The organism is Geodermatophilus sp. SYSU D00867, assembly GCF_054050315.1.
In genome coordinates this window covers 302,224-320,454 of sequence record NZ_JBJGZC010000001.1, presented here as the reverse complement: position 1 = coordinate 320,454, position 18,231 = coordinate 302,224, and the positions used below count along the sequence as shown (strand labels likewise).

At 73.7% G+C, this 18,231-nt stretch carries 13 protein-coding genes; 7 read left to right on the top strand and 6 right to left on the bottom strand.

From position 1 onward, the window contains the following. Positions 1-7: 7 nt before the first annotated feature. Both ACI8AK_RS01595 and ACI8AK_RS01590 read right to left on the bottom strand, forming a co-directional pair. Positions 8-1,690: an NTP transferase domain-containing protein gene (locus ACI8AK_RS01595; protein ID WP_456954910.1), complete on the bottom strand. Its 1,683-nt coding sequence runs from the start codon at positions 1,688-1,690 to the stop codon at positions 8-10. Next, positions 1,687-2,631: a class II aldolase/adducin family protein gene (locus tag ACI8AK_RS01590; protein WP_456954909.1), complete on the bottom strand. Its 945-nt coding sequence runs from the start codon at positions 2,629-2,631 to the stop codon at positions 1,687-1,689. Before ACI8AK_RS01590 ends, ACI8AK_RS01595 begins: the two co-directional genes overlap by 4 nt. A gap of 154 nt (positions 2,632-2,785) precedes the next feature. Here ACI8AK_RS01590 and glf point away from each other — a divergent pair, with 154 nt between their 5' ends. Next, the gene (gene glf / locus ACI8AK_RS01585; protein WP_456903308.1) at positions 2,786-3,973 is read left to right on the top strand and encodes a UDP-galactopyranose mutase; all 1,188 of its coding nucleotides are present in this window, start codon (positions 2,786-2,788) and stop codon (positions 3,971-3,973) included. Between the two features lie 19 nt (positions 3,974-3,992). Next, positions 3,993-5,960, top strand: coding sequence for a glycosyltransferase (locus ACI8AK_RS01580; RefSeq protein ID WP_387991422.1), 1,968 nt, complete (start codon positions 3,993-3,995; stop codon positions 5,958-5,960). Positions 5,961-6,029: 69 nt separating this feature from the next. Here ACI8AK_RS01580 and glfT1 read toward each other — a convergent pair whose 3' ends face one another. The 4 genes from glfT1 to ACI8AK_RS01560 form a co-directional block, all read right to left on the bottom strand. Next, on the bottom strand, positions 6,030-6,938 hold the full coding sequence (gene glfT1 / locus ACI8AK_RS01575; protein WP_456954908.1) for a galactofuranosyltransferase GlfT1: 909 nt from the start codon (positions 6,936-6,938) through the stop codon (positions 6,030-6,032). After that, positions 6,935-7,717: a galactan export ABC transporter ATP-binding subunit Wzt/RfbE gene (gene wzt / locus ACI8AK_RS01570; RefSeq protein WP_456903309.1), complete on the bottom strand. Its 783-nt coding sequence runs from the start codon at positions 7,715-7,717 to the stop codon at positions 6,935-6,937. The genes glfT1 and wzt overlap by 4 nt, the downstream gene beginning before the upstream one ends. Then, complete coding sequence (gene wzm / locus ACI8AK_RS01565) at positions 7,714-8,547, bottom strand: galactan export ABC transporter permease subunit Wzm/RfbD (protein WP_387991416.1); 834 nt, start codon at positions 8,545-8,547, stop codon at positions 7,714-7,716. Before wzm ends, wzt begins: the two co-directional genes overlap by 4 nt. A 96-nt stretch (positions 8,548-8,643) precedes the next feature. Next, on the bottom strand, positions 8,644-11,598 hold the full coding sequence (locus ACI8AK_RS01560; protein WP_456954907.1) for an N-acetylmuramoyl-L-alanine amidase: 2,955 nt from the start codon (positions 11,596-11,598) through the stop codon (positions 8,644-8,646). Positions 11,599-11,842: 244 nt separating this feature from the next. Here ACI8AK_RS01560 and ACI8AK_RS01555 point away from each other — a divergent pair, with 244 nt between their 5' ends. The 5 genes from ACI8AK_RS01555 to ACI8AK_RS01535 all read left to right on the top strand — a co-directional run bounded on the left by ACI8AK_RS01555 (position 11,843) and on the right by ACI8AK_RS01535 (position 18,224). Continuing rightward, on the top strand, positions 11,843-13,402 hold the full coding sequence (locus ACI8AK_RS01555) for an LCP family protein (protein ID WP_387991410.1): 1,560 nt from the start codon (positions 11,843-11,845) through the stop codon (positions 13,400-13,402). 314 nt (positions 13,403-13,716) lie between these two features. Then, positions 13,717-15,915 carry an acyltransferase family protein gene (locus tag ACI8AK_RS01550; RefSeq protein ID WP_456954906.1) on the top strand — a complete coding sequence of 733 codons (2,199 nt, stop codon included), beginning with the start codon at positions 13,717-13,719 and terminating at the stop codon, positions 15,913-15,915. Further along, positions 15,912-16,697 carry a TIGR03089 family protein gene (locus ACI8AK_RS01545; RefSeq protein WP_387991405.1) on the top strand — a complete coding sequence of 262 codons (786 nt, stop codon included), beginning with the start codon at positions 15,912-15,914 and terminating at the stop codon, positions 16,695-16,697. The genes ACI8AK_RS01550 and ACI8AK_RS01545 overlap by 4 nt, the downstream gene beginning before the upstream one ends. A 43-nt stretch (positions 16,698-16,740) precedes the next feature. After that, positions 16,741-17,559: a CoA transferase subunit A gene (locus tag ACI8AK_RS01540; protein ID WP_456954905.1), complete on the top strand. Its 819-nt coding sequence runs from the start codon at positions 16,741-16,743 to the stop codon at positions 17,557-17,559. After that, positions 17,556-18,224 (top strand): CoA transferase subunit B, encoded by a 669-nt coding sequence (locus tag ACI8AK_RS01535; protein ID WP_387991399.1) that lies wholly within the window; start codon positions 17,556-17,558, stop codon positions 18,222-18,224. Before ACI8AK_RS01540 ends, ACI8AK_RS01535 begins: the two co-directional genes overlap by 4 nt. Positions 18,225-18,231: the final 7 nt, after the last annotated feature.

Genomic DNA, 18,231 nt, shown 5'->3' with positions numbered 1-18,231 from the left:
GGACCGGTCAGGTCCACGTCCGGCCGCTCGCGGCCGGGACGAAGGCACGGAAGGCGCGGTCGAGGTCCGCGCGCGCCGTCGGCGGGACCATCGGGTCGGCCGCCAGCGCGTACGGGTGGTGCACCCACTTGTGGAAGCAGCTCTGCCAGTAGCGGAAGGTCTCGTACTCGTCGGGCGTGCCCAGCGAGACGAAGCTGTCCAGCAGCAGCGCGACCACCGGGCGGCCGGCGGCGGTGAACCGCCGCACCAGGCTGTCGAGGTAGTACTCGCCGTTGACCGTCTCGTCGCTGGCCAGCAGCTCCTCGACGCCGGCCACCGCGCCCCGGGTGGTGGGGAACGTGAACGTCCCGATGATCACGCCGGCGGTGGCCGGGTCGTCCGGGGCCTCCTTGAGCCAGGTCCGCTGCACCAGGCCGACCTGCTCGCCGGCCTGCTCCCAGGTCACCCAGCCGTACTGCTGGGGCCGGCGGCGGGCCAGCCGGTAGCCGGGGGCGACCCACACGACCAGGCCGTCCTCGCCGGCCGCGGCCAGGGCGGCGTCGAGCGCGCCCGGCGCCGGGCGGGGCACCGCGTCGCACGCGGTGACGGTGACCGGCTGCTCGGCGGCGCCGTCGAGCAGCGGGCGCAGGCCCTGGAGGGCGGAGTCGGCCTGCCCGCGGGACAGCTTCTCCAGCTCCACGACCTCCGCGCCCTGGGCGCGGGCCAGGCGGGCGACCTCGCCGCCGTCGCCCAGGTCGGCGCGGGTGACCACGACCGACCGGGAGCCGGGGACGGCGAGCAGCGCGTGCTCGAGCAGGGTCCGCCCGGCGACGTCGAGCAGCGGCTTGGGCCGGTCGTAGCCGAGGTCGGCGAAGCGCCTGCCGGCGCCGCTGGCGAGCACCACGCGGGCGGCGCCCGGCTGCGGCGCGGCCGGGCCGCGGGTCCAGTGCGCGAGGGCCGTCGACCACTCGCGGTACTCCTCGAGGTCCTGCGGGGTGCCCCACTGCATGAAGTGCTGCAGCTCGTACACGCCGATGGTCAGGCCCATGTCGAGGACGCTCTTGTAGGTCAGGCTCAGGTAGTACTCGCCGTTGAGGTCGTAGCCGTGCTCGACCTGGTGGGCCAGGGCGTCGAGCAGCACCTGGCCGCTGGCGAACCCGTAGGTGCCCGAGGAGGCGAACTCCTTCGCCGGGTCGTCGGTCCAGGGCTTCTTCTCCTGGATGTCGACGACCCACTCGCCCTCGAGCCTCGGGTAGGCGTAGGACGTCGAGTGCAGCATGTGCGGGTGGAAGCCGCGGTAGGCCGGGATGGCCCCGCCGGTCACCACGCCCGAGGACAGGTAGTCGGCGAAGTCGTCGGCGTCCCAGTAGCAGGTGAAGTCGCAGTAGTTGACGACGACCGGCTTGTCCCGGGCGATGTGCTCGGCGGCCTCCAGCACGGCGTGGCCGGGGCCGAGCTTGTGCGCCGCCACCTCGACGACCTTCCCGTTCGGCCGGCGCTCGAGCAGGCGCTCGCGCAGCCGCAGCCGGGGGTCGGCCAGGTGGTCGGCGTTGCAGATGAACACGACGTCGTCCCACCCGGGGAACATGTCGACGACGTGGTCGATGACCGTCTCGCCGTCCAGCTCGATCAGCGCCTTGGGCCGGTCGTAGCCGGCGGCGGTGAACCGCGAGCTGATCCCCGTCATGGGGATCACCAGCTGCGGGGTCACCGCTCCATCCCGCGTCGCCACTTCTCGGCCTCCCAGTCCACGAGGTCCGCGACCTCGTCGTCGTCCAGATAGCGCACGGGGGCCGACGGGTCGGCGTGCCGCGCCATCGCCACCAGTCCCCGGCCGATCTCCCGGGCGTCCGCCGAGAGGGGTCCGTCCACGACGACGCCCCCGTCGGGCGTCACCACGAGCGGGCTGCCCTGCCCCGGCGCGGTCCCGAAGGGCCGGCTGCCCAGGAACACCGCCGAGTCGGGCGTGAGCACGCCCCCGGTCAGCAGCCGGGTGGCGTCCGCATCGAGTGTCCCCGCCGGGGCCAGTGTCGTCTCGTCGTCGTCGCCGGCGACCGGCCGGTCGTCGCGGCGGAGCGCGGCCTCGGCCCGGTCCACGAGCTCCCGGGCGCGGTCGGCCGTGGGGGCCGCGGTCAGCAGGCCGTGGTTGCCGAGGAGGAACACCGTCTCCTCGGTGGGCCCGGCGGCCTCCTGGGCGGCGAGGACCGCGCGCGCCAGGGCGATGCCGGGCTTGGCGTAGGGCACCCAGCCGACCGGCGCGACCTCGCGCAGCCGGTCGAGCACGGCGTCCGGCCGGCGCTGGGCCGCGGCCGCGACGGCGCCCACGGAGTGCACGTGGAAGACGAAGCGGTGCGGCAGCAGCACGTGCAGGGCGGTCTCGATGGAGGGGCGGGAGGCCCGCTCGTCGGCCAGCTCGACGACGACGTGCCGCAGGTCCTCGACCTGCAGGACGTCCACGCGGGCGCGGGGGCCGTCGACGCCGACGAAGATCGGGCGCTCCAGCGCCTCGGCCAGCTTCGTCCCGGAGGCCTTGACCCAGACCAGGTCGCCGTCCTTGCCGCTGAGGTTGCCGCCGGCCCCCTGGACCAGGCGCAGGTCGTCACCGATGGCGGCGGCGTGCCGGTTCAACTCGGCAAGCGTCTCGCTCGTCACGTGGCGGCAACCTACCCGACCGGGTGTCACCCCCCGGTGACCCACGGGACTCGGCGGCACCCTCGGGGCGGCTGTGACGAACGGGACGGGTCCGTACCAGGAATCGGCCGCGACGGCGGGAGCCGGGGGCACCGCGACGGTATCGTCGCGAGTCGTGACCTCAGCGAGACCTGACCTCGTCGTCGTCGGTTCCGGCTTCTTCGGACTGACCGTCGCGGAGCGGGTGGCCAGCCAGCTGGACAAGCGCGTGCTCGTCCTCGACCGACGCGACCACATCGGTGGGAACGCCTACTCCGAGCCCGAGCCCGAGACCGGCATCGAGATCCACCGGTACGGCGCCCACCTGTTCCACACGTCCAACGAGCGGGTCTGGCGGTACGTCAACCAGTTCACCGAGTTCACCGGCTACCAGCACAAGGTCTACTCCATCTACCAGGGGAAGACCTACTCGCTGCCGATCAACCTGGCCACGATCTGCCAGTACTTCGAGCGCAGCTACTCCCCCTCCGAGGCCCGTGCGCTGGTGGCCGAGCAGGCCGGTGAGATCGACACCGCCGACGCGCAGAACCTCGAGGAGAAGGCGGTCTCCCTGATCGGCCGCCCGCTCTACGAGGCGTTCATCCGCGGCTACACCAAGAAGCAGTGGCAGACCGACCCCACCGAGCTGCCGGCCGCGGTCATCGCGCGCCTCCCCGTGCGCTACACGTTCGACAACCGGTACTTCAACGACACGTACGAGGGCCTGCCGAAGGACGGCTACACCGCGTGGCTGCAGAAGATGGCCGACCACCCGAACATCGAGGTGCGGCTGTCGACGGACTGGTTCGACGTCCGGGACGAGCTGCCCGCCGACGTGCCGACGGTCTTCACCGGCCCGATCGACAAGTACTTCGGCTACGAGGCCGGTGAGCTGGGCTGGCGCACGCTGGACTTCGAGACCGAGGTCCTGCCGATCGGCGACTTCCAGGGCACCTCGGTGATGAACTACGCCGACGAGGACGTGCCCTTCACCCGGATCCACGAGTTCCGGCACTTCCACCCCGAGCGGGACTACCCGGCCGACAAGACGGTCGTCGTCCGCGAGTACTCGCGCTTCGCCGAGACCGGCGACGAGCCGTACTACCCGATCAACACGCCCGAGGACCGCGCCAAGCTCGAGCGCTACCGCGAGCTGGCCAAGAAGGAGGCCGCCGAGAAGCGTGTGCTCTTCGGTGGCCGGCTGGGCACCTACAAGTACCTGGACATGCACATGGCGATCGGGTCGGCGCTGAGCATGTTCGACAACCGCATCCGCCCCTTCTTCGACGAGGGTGGCTCGCTCGACGGCCGCCTCGACGACTGAGCCGAGGACTGATCCCTCCATGACGACGACCGCACCCCAGGTCGCTGACGCGCCGGTCAAGCCGGACACCGTCAGCGAGCCGGCGGACACCGAGCTCACCCCGGACAAGGCCGTCACGCTGGTCCAGCGGGTCCTCATGCCGCGACCGGCCGACCCGCTGAAGGTCCGCAGCCTCTACCTCGACGAGGAGAACTCCCCGGTGCGCGTCCGGCAGGACGGGCGCCACTCCGGCACCATCGTCGCCGGCGCCGAGGTCTCCTTCGCCACCTACTTCAACGCCTTCCCGGCCAGCTACTGGCGCCGGTGGAGCGTGCTGGACTCGGTGGTGCTGCGGGTGACCGTGTCGGGCACGTGCCGCATCGACGTCCACCGCTCCAAGGCCGACGGCGAGTCGATGCACGTCACCGGCGTCTCGCACGTGGGCGACGACGAGCGCACCGTCGAGCTCGAGCTGGACCTCGCGCCGTTCATCGACGGCGGCTGGTACTGGTTCGACGTCACCGCCGAGAGCGACACGGTGGTCCGCGAGGCCGGCTGGTACGCCCCGCAGGCGCCGGCCGAGGAGCCGCGCCTGGCGATCGGCATCTGCACCTACAACCGCCCGGTCGACGCGCTGGCCGCCGCCCGCGCGCTGGTCGAGGACCCCGCGGTGCTCGAGCGCCTGTCGCTGGTGACCATCGCCGACCAGGGCAACAACCACGTCAAGGACGCCGCCGGCTACGCCGAGGTGAAGGCCGCCCTGGGCGACCGGCTGCACGTGGTCGAGCAGCCCAACCTCGGCGGCAGCGGCGGGTTCGCCCGCACGATGCACGAGGCGTTCACCCGCAGCGACGCCACGCACGTGGTGCTGCTCGACGACGACATCATGATCGAGCCCGACAGCATCCTGCGGGCCCGCGCCTTCGCCGCCTACGCCAAGAGCCCGATGCTGGTCGGTGGCCAGATGCTGGCGCTGCAGAACCGCTCGGTGCTGCACAGCATGGGCGAGATCGTCGACCGCGAGACGTTCTTCTGGACCAACGCGCCGAACACCGAGTACCACCACGACTTCGGCAAGGAGACGCTGCGCGAGTCGCCGGACCTGCACCGGCGCATCGACGTCGACTACAACGGCTGGTGGATGTGCCTCATCCCCCGCGCCGTCACGGAGAAGATCGGCATGCCGCTGCCGGTGTTCATCAAGTGGGACGACGCCGAGTACGGCCTGCGGGCCTTCGCCGCCGGCTTCCCGACCGCGTCGCTGCCCGGCACCGCCATCTGGCACCTGTCCTGGGGCGACAAGGACGACGCCAGCGACTGGCAGGCGTACTTCCACATCCGCAACCGGCTGATCGCCGCGGCGCTGCACTCGCCGCACAAGCACGGCGGCAAGCTGTTCCGCGAGATGCTCAAGGCCGACCTGCGGTTCCTCATCAACCTGCAGTACTCCACGGTCGAGCTGCACCACCGGGCCTACCGCGACTTCCTCGCCGGCCCGGAGGCGCTGTTCAGCAGCATGCCGCAGTCGGTGGTCACCGCCCGCGAGGTGCGGGCCACCCACGCCGACGGCAAGGTGCTGCCGTCGTCGGCGGACCTGCCGCTGCCCTCGATGCCGACGGCGAAGGCGGTGCGCTTCCGCCGGATCCCGGTCAACCCGCTGCAGATCGGCAAGACGCTGGTCAAGGCGCTGGTGCACAACGCCCGGCCGGTGGACCCCGAGAACATGGACACCCCGCAGCTGAACCTCGCGTTCCAGGACGCGCAGTGGTTCCTGCTGTCCCGGCTCGACAGCGCGACCGTGGGCACCGCCGACGGCCGCGGGGTCACCTTCCGGCGCCGCGACCCGGCGACCTTCCGCCGGCTGGCGGCGACGTCGGTGCAGCTGCTGCGCCGCATGTCCGCCGACTTCCCGGAGCTGCAGCGCCGCTACCAGGCCGCGGCCGGCGAGCTGACCTCCATGGACCGCTGGACCGAGGCGTTCGAGGAGTGGGGCTACCAGCGGGTGTAGCCCGCGCCTGCACGAGGAAGGGCCCCGACCGGATCCCCGGTCGGGGCCCTTCTCGCGTGAGGGCGGGCGTCAGGGGCGGGTGAAGCGCTCCCGGCGGCCGGCGCGGGTCAGCCGCAGCCACTCCCGCCAGCCGGCGCGGTCGCGGCGGGACACCAGGAAGAACCAGCCGAAGCGCACGGTCTCCAGCGGGCGCAGCCAGCGCATGCCCGGCTGGGCCATGAGGTAGCCGCGGTTGCGGTAGGTGAAGTACCGCTTGACCTCGTCCGCCGGGTACTGCGCCGACAGCCGCCCGCCGAGGATGGGGGCGAACTCCGTCGTCCCCTCCGGGTGCAGGTAGGCCGCCTGCGGGCAGGTGCCGAAGGGCAGGCCCGCGCGCAGCAGCCGCCGGTGGATCTCGGTCTCGTCGCCGCGGAAGAACAGCCGGTAGTCCGGGACGCCGACGACGTCGAGGGCCTCGGCGCGGAACAGCGCCCCGTTGAACAGCGAGGCGTAGGACGGCAGCAGGTCCAGGCCGGCGAAGTCGCTGCGCCGCCGCCGCCAGCGCAGCCCGCGGCGCAGCGGGAAGGCCAGCCGGTCCGGGTCGGCCATGTCGGTGACCAGCGGGCTGACCTCGGCCAGGCCGTGCCGCTGCGCGGCGTCCAGGAGGGTGGCGAGCACGGTCGCGTCGGCGGGCCGGCCGTCGTCGTCGGCGCACCAGACCCAGTCGGCGCCGAGCGCGAGGGCGTGCAGCATGCCGTAGGCGAAGCCGCCGGCGCCGCCGAGGTTGCGCCGGCTGGGCAGGTGGGTGGCCGGCAGCCCGCTGGCCGCGACGACGTCGGCGGCCGACTGGTCGGGCCCGTTGTCGACGACGACGACGTGGTCGACGCGGCGGGTCTGGGACGCCAGCGCGGCCAGGCTCTCGACGAGCAGCTCCCGCCGGTGCCGGGTGACGACGACGGCGACGACGCACTCCCCCGCGGCCGGGACCGCGGCGCTCACGCCGGCAGGCCCTTGTAGGCCCGCAGCACCTCGTCGAGGTCGCCCTGCTGCTTGATCCGGCCGTGCTCCATCCAGATGGCGGTGTCGCAGAGCTCGCGCAGGAACTCGTCGGAGTGGGAGGCGAACACCAGCAGGCCCGAGCGCTCGACGAGCTCGACCAGCCGCTGCTTGGACTTCTCGAGGAAGGCGGCGTCGACGGCGCCGATGCCCTCGTCGAGCAGCAGGATCTCGGGGTCGATGCTGGTGACGACGCCGAGGGCCAGCCGCACCCGCATGCCGGTGGAGTAGGTGCGCAGCGGCATGTGCAGGAAGTCGCCGAGCTCGGTGAAGTCGGCGATGTCGTCGACCCGCTCCTGCATCTGCTTCCGGCTCATCCCGAGGAACAGCCCGCGGATCATGATGTTCTCGAGGCCGGAGATCTCCGGGTCCATGCCGACACCGAGGTCGAACACCGGCGCGACGCGGCCGCGCACCTCGGCGTGGCCGCGGGTCGGCTCGTAGATGCCCGACAGCAGCCGCAGCAGCGTGGACTTGCCCGCGCCGTTGTGCCCGACCAGGCCCACCCGGGCGCCGTGCTCGAGGGTGAGGGTGATGTCCCGCAGGGCCTCGATGACCGGCACCTTGGCGCCGCTGTCGATGTTGCCCCCGACCAGGCCCATGACGGTCTTCTTCAGCGACCGGCTCTTGGCGTCGAAGATGGGGAAGTCGACGCACGCGTCCTTGGTCGTGATCCCGATCGGGCCGTCGGTGCCGGCCCCGTTGACGTCGTTCACGCTCACACCCAGTAGGAGACGCGGGACCGGTAGCGGCGCAGCACGAACATCGTGAAGGCCCAGCCGGCCACCGTGATGGCGAGGACGACCACCCAGTACCGCAGCTCCTGGTCCTGGCCCAGGAGCGGTCGCCGGATGATCTCCACGAAGTGCAGGAAGGGGTTGAACTCGGCCAGCCGCGCCCGCTCGGCGATGGCGGGGTTCGGGCTGTTGACCAGCTCGTCGTAGATCCACACGATCGGCGTCAGGAAGAACGCCAGCTGCACGACGCTCTGCGTGATCGGCAGGATGTCGCGGAACCGCGCGGTGATGACGCCGACGGCGAGGGAGACCCAGGCGCCGTTCAGGGCGAGCAGCACGAAGGCCGGGACGACGGCGACGGCCGTCCACCTCAGCGGCTGCGGGAACACCAGCAGCATGACCAGGTAGACGATCATGTTGTGGGCGAAGAACAGCGTCTGCCGCCACACCAGGCGGTAGACGTGCACCGACAGCGGCGCGGGCAGGTGCTTGATCAGGCCCTCGTTGGCGATGAAGACCTCGGAGCCCTCGTTGATGCACCCGCTGACGAAGTTCCAGACGATGAACCCGACGAGGACGTGCGGCAGGAACCGCGACAGCTCGATGTCGAACAGCCCCGAGTAGAGGATCCCGAGCGCCACGGCGGTGACCGCCATGCTGATGGTGATCCAGATCGGGCCGAGGACCGAGCGGCGGTACCGCTGGCGGATGTCCTGCCAGCCGAGGTGCCCCCAGAGCGTCCGCTGCTCCCAGCCGCGCCTGAGGTCCGCGACGGCTGCGGCGAGCGTCCGTCCGGCCGGTTGTGCGAGTGCCACGGCGGTCCACGCTACCTGCGCGCGGCGGACCGGCCCTGGTACGGACCGGTCCGCCGGGACGGCGGGGTCGGGTGGGACCGCTGTGCCGGATGGGGGTCAGCGGTAGGCGACCGTCGTCTGGCCGGTGGCGCGGTCGTGGGTGATCGAGCCGCCCTGGAAGTCGGTGCGCCAGCCGGTGGGCGTGGGGATCGAGCCCGACACCGGGTAGCCCAGCCGGGAGTGCTCCCAGCCCAGCTGCACCCACCGCTGGTGCACCGGGCCGACGATCTCGTGGGTGCCGGTGGCGGGTGACCAGTACACGGCTCCCCCGCTGAACAGCGTGTAGCGCCCGTCGCCGTTGCGGGTCGGCAGCTGCTCGCCGGTCGGCACGCCGAGCACGCCGCCCTCCGCGCCGAGCGCCGCCCACAGCCGGGCGGTCTCGCCGGGCAGCACCCGGGTGCCCGACGGCGTCCGCACGATCGCGCCGCCCTCGAAGGTCTGAACCTGCTGGACGGCGGTGCCGCCCGCCAGCCGCCGCGGGTCCGACGTCGGGTAGCCGAGGGGGCCGTGCTCCCAGCCCTGCGCGATCCAGCGGAGGTACACGTCGCCGGTGAGCACGTGCACCCCGGTGCGGGAGGCGTAGATCGCGCCGTGCTCGAACTGCTGCCACGTCGCGTCGCCCCCGCCGGTGGGCAGGACGTCGCTGGTGGGCAGGCCGAGCGGGCCGGCGTCCGCGCCGCCGGCGTTCCAGGCCACCCGGATCGGGCCGGCGACGACGTGCACCCCGGCCTCGCGGCTGGCGTAGACCGCGCCGCCCTGGAAGGCCGTGAACCGGCCGACGCCACCGGGCGCGGGCAGGTCGTCCGAGGTCGGGTAGCCCAGCGGCCCCGCCTCGTACCCCTGCGCCGCCCAGCGCCGGTGGACGTCACCGACGAGGAAGTGGGTCCCGGCCGGGGACGCGTAGAGGGCGCCGTTCTCGAACGCCTGCCAGGTGGCGTCCCGCCCGGCGGTGGGCAGGGCGTCCGCGGTCGGCCAGCCCAGCGGACCCTCCTCCGCGCCGGACGCCGCGTAGGCCGTGGCCAGGGTCCCCAGCAGGACGCGGACGCCGTGCGCCGGGGTGGCGTAGACCGAGCCGCCCTGGAACACCGAGAAGGCCCCGTCCCCACCGGCGGTGGGGGCGGTGTCGGTGGCCGGGTAGCCGAGCGGGCTGCCCTCCCAGCCGAGCTCGACCCAGCGGGCGTGCACGTCGCCGGTCAGCAGGTGGACGCCGGCCGGTGAGTCGTAGACCGCGCCGTGCTCGAACAGCTGGTAGGTCGCGTCGCCCCTGCTGGTCGGGAACGGGTCGCCGGTCGGGTAGCCCAGGGGCCCGTGCTCGTGGCCGGAGGCGGCCCAGGCCGTGAGGATGCGGCCCTGGACGATGCGCACGCCGTTGCGCGGCGTCTCGTAGAGGGCTCCGCCCTGGAAGCCGGTCCACCGGGCGTCGCCGTCACGGGTCGGGAGGGTGTCGGTGGTCGGGTAGCCGAGGGAGCCGTGTTCCCAGCCCAGCTCGACCCAGCGCCGGTGGATCGCGCCCAGCACGAACCGCGGGCCGGTGGCCGGCGAGGAGTACATGGCGCCGTTCTGGAAGAGGTTGTAGCGCCCGTCGCCCCCGCCGGTCGGGAGGGTGTCGGAGGTCGGGTAGCCCAGCGGGCTGCGTTCCCAGCCGAGCTGCGCCCAGCGGGTGTAGAGGTCGCCGAGGACGAACCGGGCCCCGGTCGGCGCCGACCAGTACATGGCGCCGTTGACGAAGAAGCGGTACCGGCCCTCCCCGCCGACGGTCGGCCACTCCGCCGTCGTGGCCGGGCCCAGCGCGGCGCGCGCGCCGGGGTCGGAGTCGTACCGGTCGGTGACGGGGGTCTGCGCCCCGGCGAGCAGCCGGGCCGCCTTCTCGCGGATCTCGCCGAGGCGGGCGTAGCCGTACCGGCCCGGGCAGGCGGTGGCCCCGACGTCCCGGTGCCCGAAGACCGTGGGCAGGGTCACCCGCACCCCGGCGGCGTAGCGCGAGGTCCCGCCCCCGCTGGAGGTGAGCGTCGTGGTGCCGCGCGGGTCGATGCGGAACAGCGAGAACTTCCACGCGATGATCGCGGCCACGGAGTCGACCACGACCTGCGGCGTCGCGGCGACGTCGAAGTTCCCGAGCATCGAGACGCCGAAGGTGCTGGTGTTGAACCCGCCGGCGTGGGCGCCCATGACCGTCGACGCCAGGCCGCCGTAGCGGCCCTCCCAGCGCCGGCCGAACCGGTCGACGATGACGTTGTAGCCGATGTCGCCCCAGCCGAGGCTCACCGTGTGGTAGCGGTAGATCGACCGCATGATCGCCGGCACCTGGTCGGCGGAGTAGCCGTTGGCGTCGGCGGTGTGGTGCAGGGTCGCGGCCTTGAGCGTGCTCGCGTACTGCGGCCGCCAGGTGCGGATCCGCTCGTCGGCGCCCCACTGTGCCCGGGAGTAGACGTCGGGCATCGCCATCGCGGCCTCGGCGGTGTCCTGGATGTCGGGAGCGCCCGGCGAGTCGTCGGCGTCGCTGGTCCCGGGGTCGACCAGGTCCAGCCGGACGTCGGCCGGCTGCGCCCCCGCCCGCGTCACCAGCTCCACCTGCACGCCGGTGCTCGGGCCGGTCCACAGCGGGGCGGTGCCCTGACGGGCCCCGGCGCCGCTACCGGGCTCGGCGTCCTCGCGGCCGACCTCGGTCCAGCCGCCCCAGTCCCCGTCCTCGTCCTGCACGCGGACCTGCACGAGCGTGTCGGTGACCGCGGGGTCGGCCCGCCAGGTGACGCCGACCAGCGAGAACTCCGCGACGTCGGTCTCGGTCAGGGTCAGCGTGGGCGCGCTGCCGGGGACGCCGGCCACCGGGTCCGTGGTGCCCTGCTGCACCTCGGCCCCGCCCTCCGGCGCGCTCACCGAGCCCAGCTCCAGCTGCTCGGTCGAGGTCTCGACGGGGACCGGCTCGGGCCCCGGGGCGGCGTAGACCGGCAGCACGAGGACCGTGCCGGTCAGGGCGACGAACGCGACGGAGCCGGCGAGCAGTCGGCGCACCGAGATGCCTCCTCTGGTCCTCGGACCGGGACACCGGTCCGGTCCTGGAGGTTCGTCACCGAGGAGCCGGTTGTTGAGCCGGGCCGCTCCGGCGCACCCGGGACCGGTGTGACGGCCGTGCCGGGTGGGGTCGCGCGCGACCAGACGGGCAGCAGGTGCGCGACGGGCACCCGCGACCCGGGACGGAGCGTTCCCCCGTGTCGCGCGACCACCGGCCGCTCCACCCGCCCCTAACCTCGGTCGGGTGAGCCGAGACCGCAACGAGCAGGGTGGAGCCCCGGGACGCCCGATCCCGGCGCGGCTCGACCCGCGCGCCGGCCGTCCCTCGCGCCCCCGCGGCCGGGGTGCCGGCGAGACCGCGGGGCGCCGTGCCGACCGCGGGACCGCCGCGCCGCGCCGCCGCCGGGGCGCCGGTGTCGCCCGCGGCGTGGCCGCCGTCCTGTCGGTGGTCCTGCTCGGCGCGAGCGGCTGGGGCTGGTACCTGGGCCGGGTCGCCGAGGCGACGGTCAACCGCACCGACGCGATCCCGACGGCCGGCAACTCCGACGCCGGGGACGCCACCGAGGCGATGAACCTGCTGCTGGTCGGCAACGACAGCCGCGCCGACCTGACTCCCGACCAGCTCGCCGAGCTCAACGCCGGCGAGGACTCCGGGATCAACACCGACACGATGATCCTGGTGCACGTCCCCGCCGACGGGTCCCGCGCGTCGTTCGTCTCGTTCCCGCGCGACTCCTACGTCGAGATCCCCGGCTACGGGATGGACAAGCTCAACGCCGCCTACGCCTACGGCTACGCCGAGGTCGACGACGCCGCGCCCGAGGCCGACCGGCAGGCCGGCGGCGCCCAGCTGCTGGTCCAGACGATCAGCCAGCTCACCGGCCTGCAGATCGACCACTACGCCGAGGTCGACCTGCTCGGCTTCTTCAACCTCACCAGCGTCGTCGGCGGCGTGGACGTCAACCTCTGCGAGGCCGTGGACGACTCCGCCTACTCCGGCGCGGTCTTCCCGGCCGGGCAGCAGACCATCTCCGGCGCGGACGCGTTGAAGTTCGTCCGGCAGCGGCACGGGCTCCCCCGCGGCGACCTGGACCGCATCGTCCGCCAGCAGGTGTTCATCGGCGGCGTGCTCCGCAAGATGCTGTCCGAGGACGTCCTGCTGGACCTGGGCAAGCAGCGCGAGCTGATCCAGGCGGCGTCGGAGTCGCTGACCATCGACCAGGACCTCGACCTGCTCGACCTCGCCCAGCAGATGCAGTCGGTGACCGCCGGCAGCATCGAGTTCCAGACGATCCCGATCGTCGGCGACGACCGGGACGAGCAGGGCCGGTCGATCCTGCGGCTGGCCGACGAGGACGAGTTGCACGACTTCTTCGCCGAGCTGTCCGCCGAGCCCGAGGCGGCCGCCCCTGAGGCCCCCGCGGCGCCGGTCACCGTGGCGCCCGCGGACGTGTCGGTCGCGGTCTACAACGGCTCGGGCACCCCGGGCCTGGCCGCGGAGGCGGCGTCCTCGCTCGAGACCGTCGGCTTCACGGTCACCAGCACCGGCAACGCCGACAGCACCGACTACGAGCAGACGACGATCCGGCACGCCGCCGGCGACGAGGCGCTGGCCGCCACCCTCGCCGGGCAGATCCCCGGCGCCGTCCCCGAGGTCGCCGACGACGCCACGTCCGGCACCGTCCAGCTCGTCCTGGGCTCGGACTTCAACGGCATCGGCCAGGCGACCACCCCGCCGACGGCGTCGCCGAGCGCCCCCGTCGAGCCGGCGCGCACCGCGGCCGACACCAGCTGCATCTACTGAGGGAGGACCCTCCTGCCCCCCACCGTGGACGGCCCCCTGCAGGGCCACCCGCGACGGCACCAGGTCCCCCACCGCGTCCGCGCGGTGGGGGCCTCGTCGTTCCCGGACCGGGCGCAGGCGGGCCGCGGACACGCCCGTGACGGGTGGTGCGACAGGGGCCGGGAACAGACCCGTCCGTCACGGTCGTCAGTTCTTGCCATCCCTGGACGTCTCGGAACCGTTACACACTTGGCCTGCACTTCCGCGCGGTCCGGTCGAGGGGCCGCGGTGTGACCCGCGGGCCGGGCAGGGCCGCGCGGCCGAGATGGGGGACGATGAGCGCGACGCTGGACCACACCGGCAGGGCCGGTGTGGAGGACACGACCGTCCTCGCACAGCCGACGCCGCCCGTCCCGCGGCCGCGGGGCCCCCAGCCGCCCGCCCGTCCCGCCGAGCGCGGCATGCGCGTCGAGATCCAGGGCCTGCGCGCGCTCGCCATGGCCCTCGTGGTGCTCTACCACGTCACCCCGCTGCGCGTGCCCGGCGGCTACGTGGGCGTCGACGTCTTCTTCGTCGTCTCCGGTTTCCTCATCTCCGGCCACCTGCTGCGCGAGGTGGAGCGCACCGGCCGCATCCGGCTCGGCCGGTTCTGGGCCCGCCGCGCCCGCCGCCTGCTGCCGGCGGCGCTGCTGGTCCTGCTCACCAGCGCCGTCGTCACGTTCCTGTTCGTGCCGACGACGCTGTGGGCCCAGTTCCTCCGCGAGATCGGCGGCTCGGCGCTCTACGTCGAGAACTGGTTGCTGGCCGGCGACGCGGTGAACTACCTGGCCGCGGCCAACGTCGCCTCCCCCGCCCAGCACTACTGGTCGCTGTCGACGGAGGAGCAGTTCTACCTCGTCTGGCCGCTGCTCGTGCTCGCGGCGGTGTGGCTGGCCGCCCGGCTCTCCCGCGGCCGCCGCGCCGTGCTGGCCGCCGTCCTGGGAACGGTCACGGTCGCCTCGTTCGGCTACTCCCTCTGGGCCACCACCCACTCGGTCTCCTACGCCTACTTCGCCACCCCGGCCCGCGCCTGGGAGTTCGGCGCCGGTGCCCTGCTGGCCCTGCTGTCCACCACCACCGGCCGCGACGGGCTGCGCCGCCTGGTCTCCTGGGCCGGCTTCGGCGCCATCGCCTACGCGGCGTTCGGCTACTCGCACGACACGCCGTTCCCCGGCACCGCCGCCCTGCTGCCGGTGCTCGGCACCGTCGCGGTCATCTGGGCCGGCTCGCCGCGCGGCGACTGGAGCCCCACCCGGATCGCCGAGTTCGGCCCGGTCCGCTTCCTCGGCGACGTCTCCTACTCCGCCTACCTCTGGCACTGGCCGCTGGTCGTGCTGCTCCCCTTCGTCCTCGGCCACCCGCTCGGCACGGTGTCCAAGATCGGCATCGTCGCCGCCACCGTGGCCGCCGCCTGGCTGACCAAGGTCCTCGTCGAGGACCCGGTGCGCACCAACCGGTTCCTGGACCGGCGCGGGTCGGGCACCACCTACCTGCTCACCGCCGTGGCGACCGGCGCCCTCGTGGCGACGACGGCGTCCGGGTCCTGGCACCTGCAGTCCCAGGTCGACGGCGCCCGCGCCGCCTCGGTCGCGCTCGCCGGCACGCCCTGCTTCGGCGCCCCGGCCATGGACCCGGCCAACGGCTGCTCCGACGTGCACGCCGTCACCGACACGGTCAACCCGCTGTTCGCCAAGGACGACCTGTCGGCGGGGATGTTCTGCCTCACCAACGACACCTCCACCGAGGTCGCGCCCTGCCGGCACGAGGTGGCGGGGGCGACGAGCGAGGTGGCCCTCATCGGCGACTCGCACGCCGCGTCCTGGTGGGAGGCGGTGCAGGGCCTGGCCGACGACCAGGGCGTCGACGCCTCGCTCTACGTCCACTCCGGCTGCCCGGCGCTGGCCACCGCCTCGTTCACCGGGCCGAACATGAACCCGGCCCAGCCGGCCGCCTGCGCGGAGTGGGGCCGCGACGTCATCGCGACCGTCGCCGCCGACCCGGCGGTCACCACCGTGTTCACCAGCTACCGCTCCGACGTCTACAAGTTCGTCGGGCCGGAGGGCCGGCTGCTCAACCAGTGGCCCGCCGAGGTCGTGCAGGACGCGCTGCGGCCGCTGGTCGACGCGGGTAAGCAGGTGGTCGTGCTGCGCGCCGTGCCCACCACCAACGGGGTCTCCCCCGACGGCGTGCTGGGCAACCAGGAGGTGCCCGTGCCCGACTGCCTGGCCACCACCGACGCCGGGACCGACCCGTGCGCCGGCCCGCGCGACCTGCGCGTCACCCCGGACTCCATCGCCGACGGCGTGCAGGACCTGCCCGGCGCCTCGGTCGTCGACCTCACCGACTCCTTCTGCGACGCCGACACGTGCCACGCGGTCGTCGGCGGGGCGGTCGTCTACTGGGACGGCAGCCACCTGACCAGCACCTTCTCCCGGTCGCTGGCCCCGGCGCTGACCGAGGCCTGGCTGGACCTGCAGGACGGCCGGGACCGGTGACCCCCGCCGACCTGCTCGCCGGAGCGCTGCGGCGCGGTGCCGCCGCGCCGCTGGTCACCGCCTACGACGACGCGACCGGCGAGCGGGTCGAGCTGTCCGGCACCACCCTCGCGAACTGGGTGGCGAAGACGGCGAACCTGCTGCAGGACGAGTTCGACGTCGGCCCGGGCAGCACCGTCGCCGTCGCGCTGCCGGTGCACTGGCAGACCGCCGCGGTGCTGCTCGGCGTGTGGAGCTGCGGCGCGGCCGTGCTCGACACCGCCGTCGAGGACGACGGCGGGCTCGACGCCGCCGACGTCGTCCTCGCCGCCCAGGACCGGCTGGCGGCGCTGGAGGAGCAGGAGCCGCCCGAGCTGCTCGGCCTCTCGCTGCACCCCCTGGGCCTGGGCATGACCGGCTACGCCGGCCCCGCGCGCGACTTCGCCCTCGAGGTGCGCGCGCACGGCGACTCCTTCACCCCCTACGTGCCCCCGGACCCGGCCTCCCCCGGCCTGCTGGCCGGCGGGCTGGAGCTCACCCTCGGCGGGCTGGCCGAGGCCGCCACCGCGCTCGCCGGCCGGCTCGGCGTCGCGGCCGGCGACCGGGTGCTCGTCGACGACGCCACCGCGGCCGAGGCCGGGCCGGTCGCCTGGCTGCTCGCACCGCTGGCCGCCGGCGCCTCGATCGTGCTGTGCCGCAACGCCGACCCCGCCGCCCTGGGCGGCCGGGCGGAGGCCGAACGGGTCACCGCTACGCTCGGCCTCCGGATCGAGGGCGTCCGCGAGCTGGGCAGGCCCGCCTGAGGGGGCGGGTGCCCGCCGCGCCGGAGGAGACGGTGGTCGACTGATGGACAAGGTCGTGGCGAGCGCCCGGGAGGCGGTGTCCGACGTCGGCGACGGCGCGGTGCTCGCCGTCGGCGGGTTCGGGCTCTGCGGGGTGCCGGTGGCGCTGATCGACGCGCTGCTCGAGCAGGGCACCAGGGACCTGACGACGATCTCCAACAACTGCGGCGTCGACGACCAGGCGCTGGGCGTGCTGCTCTACGCCGGCCGGATCCGCCGCACCATCAGCTCGTTCGTCGGCGGCAACAAGGAGCTCGCCCGGCTGTACCTCTCCGGCGAGCTGGAGGTCGAGCTCACCCCGCAGGGCACGCTGGCCGAGCGGCTGCGCGCCGGTGGCGCCGGCATCCCCGCCTTCTACACCCCCACCGGCGTGGGCACGATGGTCGCCGACGGCGGCATCCCGGTGCGCTACGACGCCGAGGGCAACGTCGTCGAGACCAGCGCGCCGAAGGAGACCCGGGTCTTCGACGGCACCGAGTACGTGCTGGAGACCGCGCTGACCGCCGACTACGCCCTGGTCCGGGCCTCGGTCGGCGACCGGCACGGCAACCTCGTCTTCCACGAGTCGGCGATGAACTTCAACCCGCTGGCCGGCATGGCCGGGCGGATCACGATCGCCGAGGTCGAGGAGCTCGTCGAGCCCGGCGAGATCCGCCCCGAGCACGTGCACCTGCCCGGGGTCTTCGTCGACCGGGTGGTCGTCGTCGGCGCCGAGGGCAAGAGGATCGAGAAGCGCACCACCCGCCCACGGCCCACCACGGGCACGGAGCCCGCCCCGCCGGCCGCTGCCGGCGAGGAAGCCACGGAGGAGCAGGCCCAGTGACCCTGACCCGCGACGAGCTCGCCGCCCGGGTGGCGCTCGAGCTCGAGGACGGCGCGTACGTCAACCTCGGCATCGGCATGCCGACCCTGGTGCCCAACTTCGTCCCCGACGGCGTGCACGTCGTGCTGCACTCGGAGAACGGCATCCTCGGCGTCGGCCCATACCCGTACGACGGCGAGGAGGACCCCGACCTGATCAACGCCGGCAAGGAGACCGTCACGGTCCTGCCGGGCGCCAGCTTCTTCGACTCGGCGACCAGCTTCGCGATGATCCGCGGCAAGCACCTGGACCTCGCCATCCTCGGCGCCATGCAGGTCAACCCCCGCGGCGACCTCGCCAACTGGCTGATCCCCGGGAAGATGGTCAACGGCATGGGCGGCGCGATGGACCTCGTCCACGGCGCCAAGCGCGTGATCATCATGATGGAGCACGTGGCCCGCGACGGGTCCCCGAAGCTGGTCGAGGAGTGCTCGCTGCCCCTGACCGGCAAGGGCTGCGTCGACCGGGTGGTCACCGACCTCGCCGTCGTCGACGTCACGCCCGAGGGCTTCGTGCTGCGCGAGGTCGCGCCCGGCGTGTCGGTCGACGAGGTGGTCGAGAAGACCGGCGCCCCGCTGGGCGTGCCGGGCGACGTCCCCACCATGGCGCTGCCGGCCGCGGTCTGAGCGCGGC

Excerpts from the sequence above, each read along its gene's own strand:
- ACI8AK_RS01580 (WP_387991422.1), top strand. The coding sequence starts at position 3,993 with ATGACGACGACCGCACCCCAGGTCGCTGACGCGCCGGTCAAGCCGGAC.
- ACI8AK_RS01550 (WP_456954906.1), top strand. The coding sequence starts at position 13,717 with ATGAGCGCGACGCTGGACCACACCGGCAGGGCCGGTGTGGAGGACACG.
- ACI8AK_RS01540 (WP_456954905.1), top strand. The coding sequence starts at position 16,741 with ATGGACAAGGTCGTGGCGAGCGCCCGGGAGGCGGTGTCCGACGTCGGC.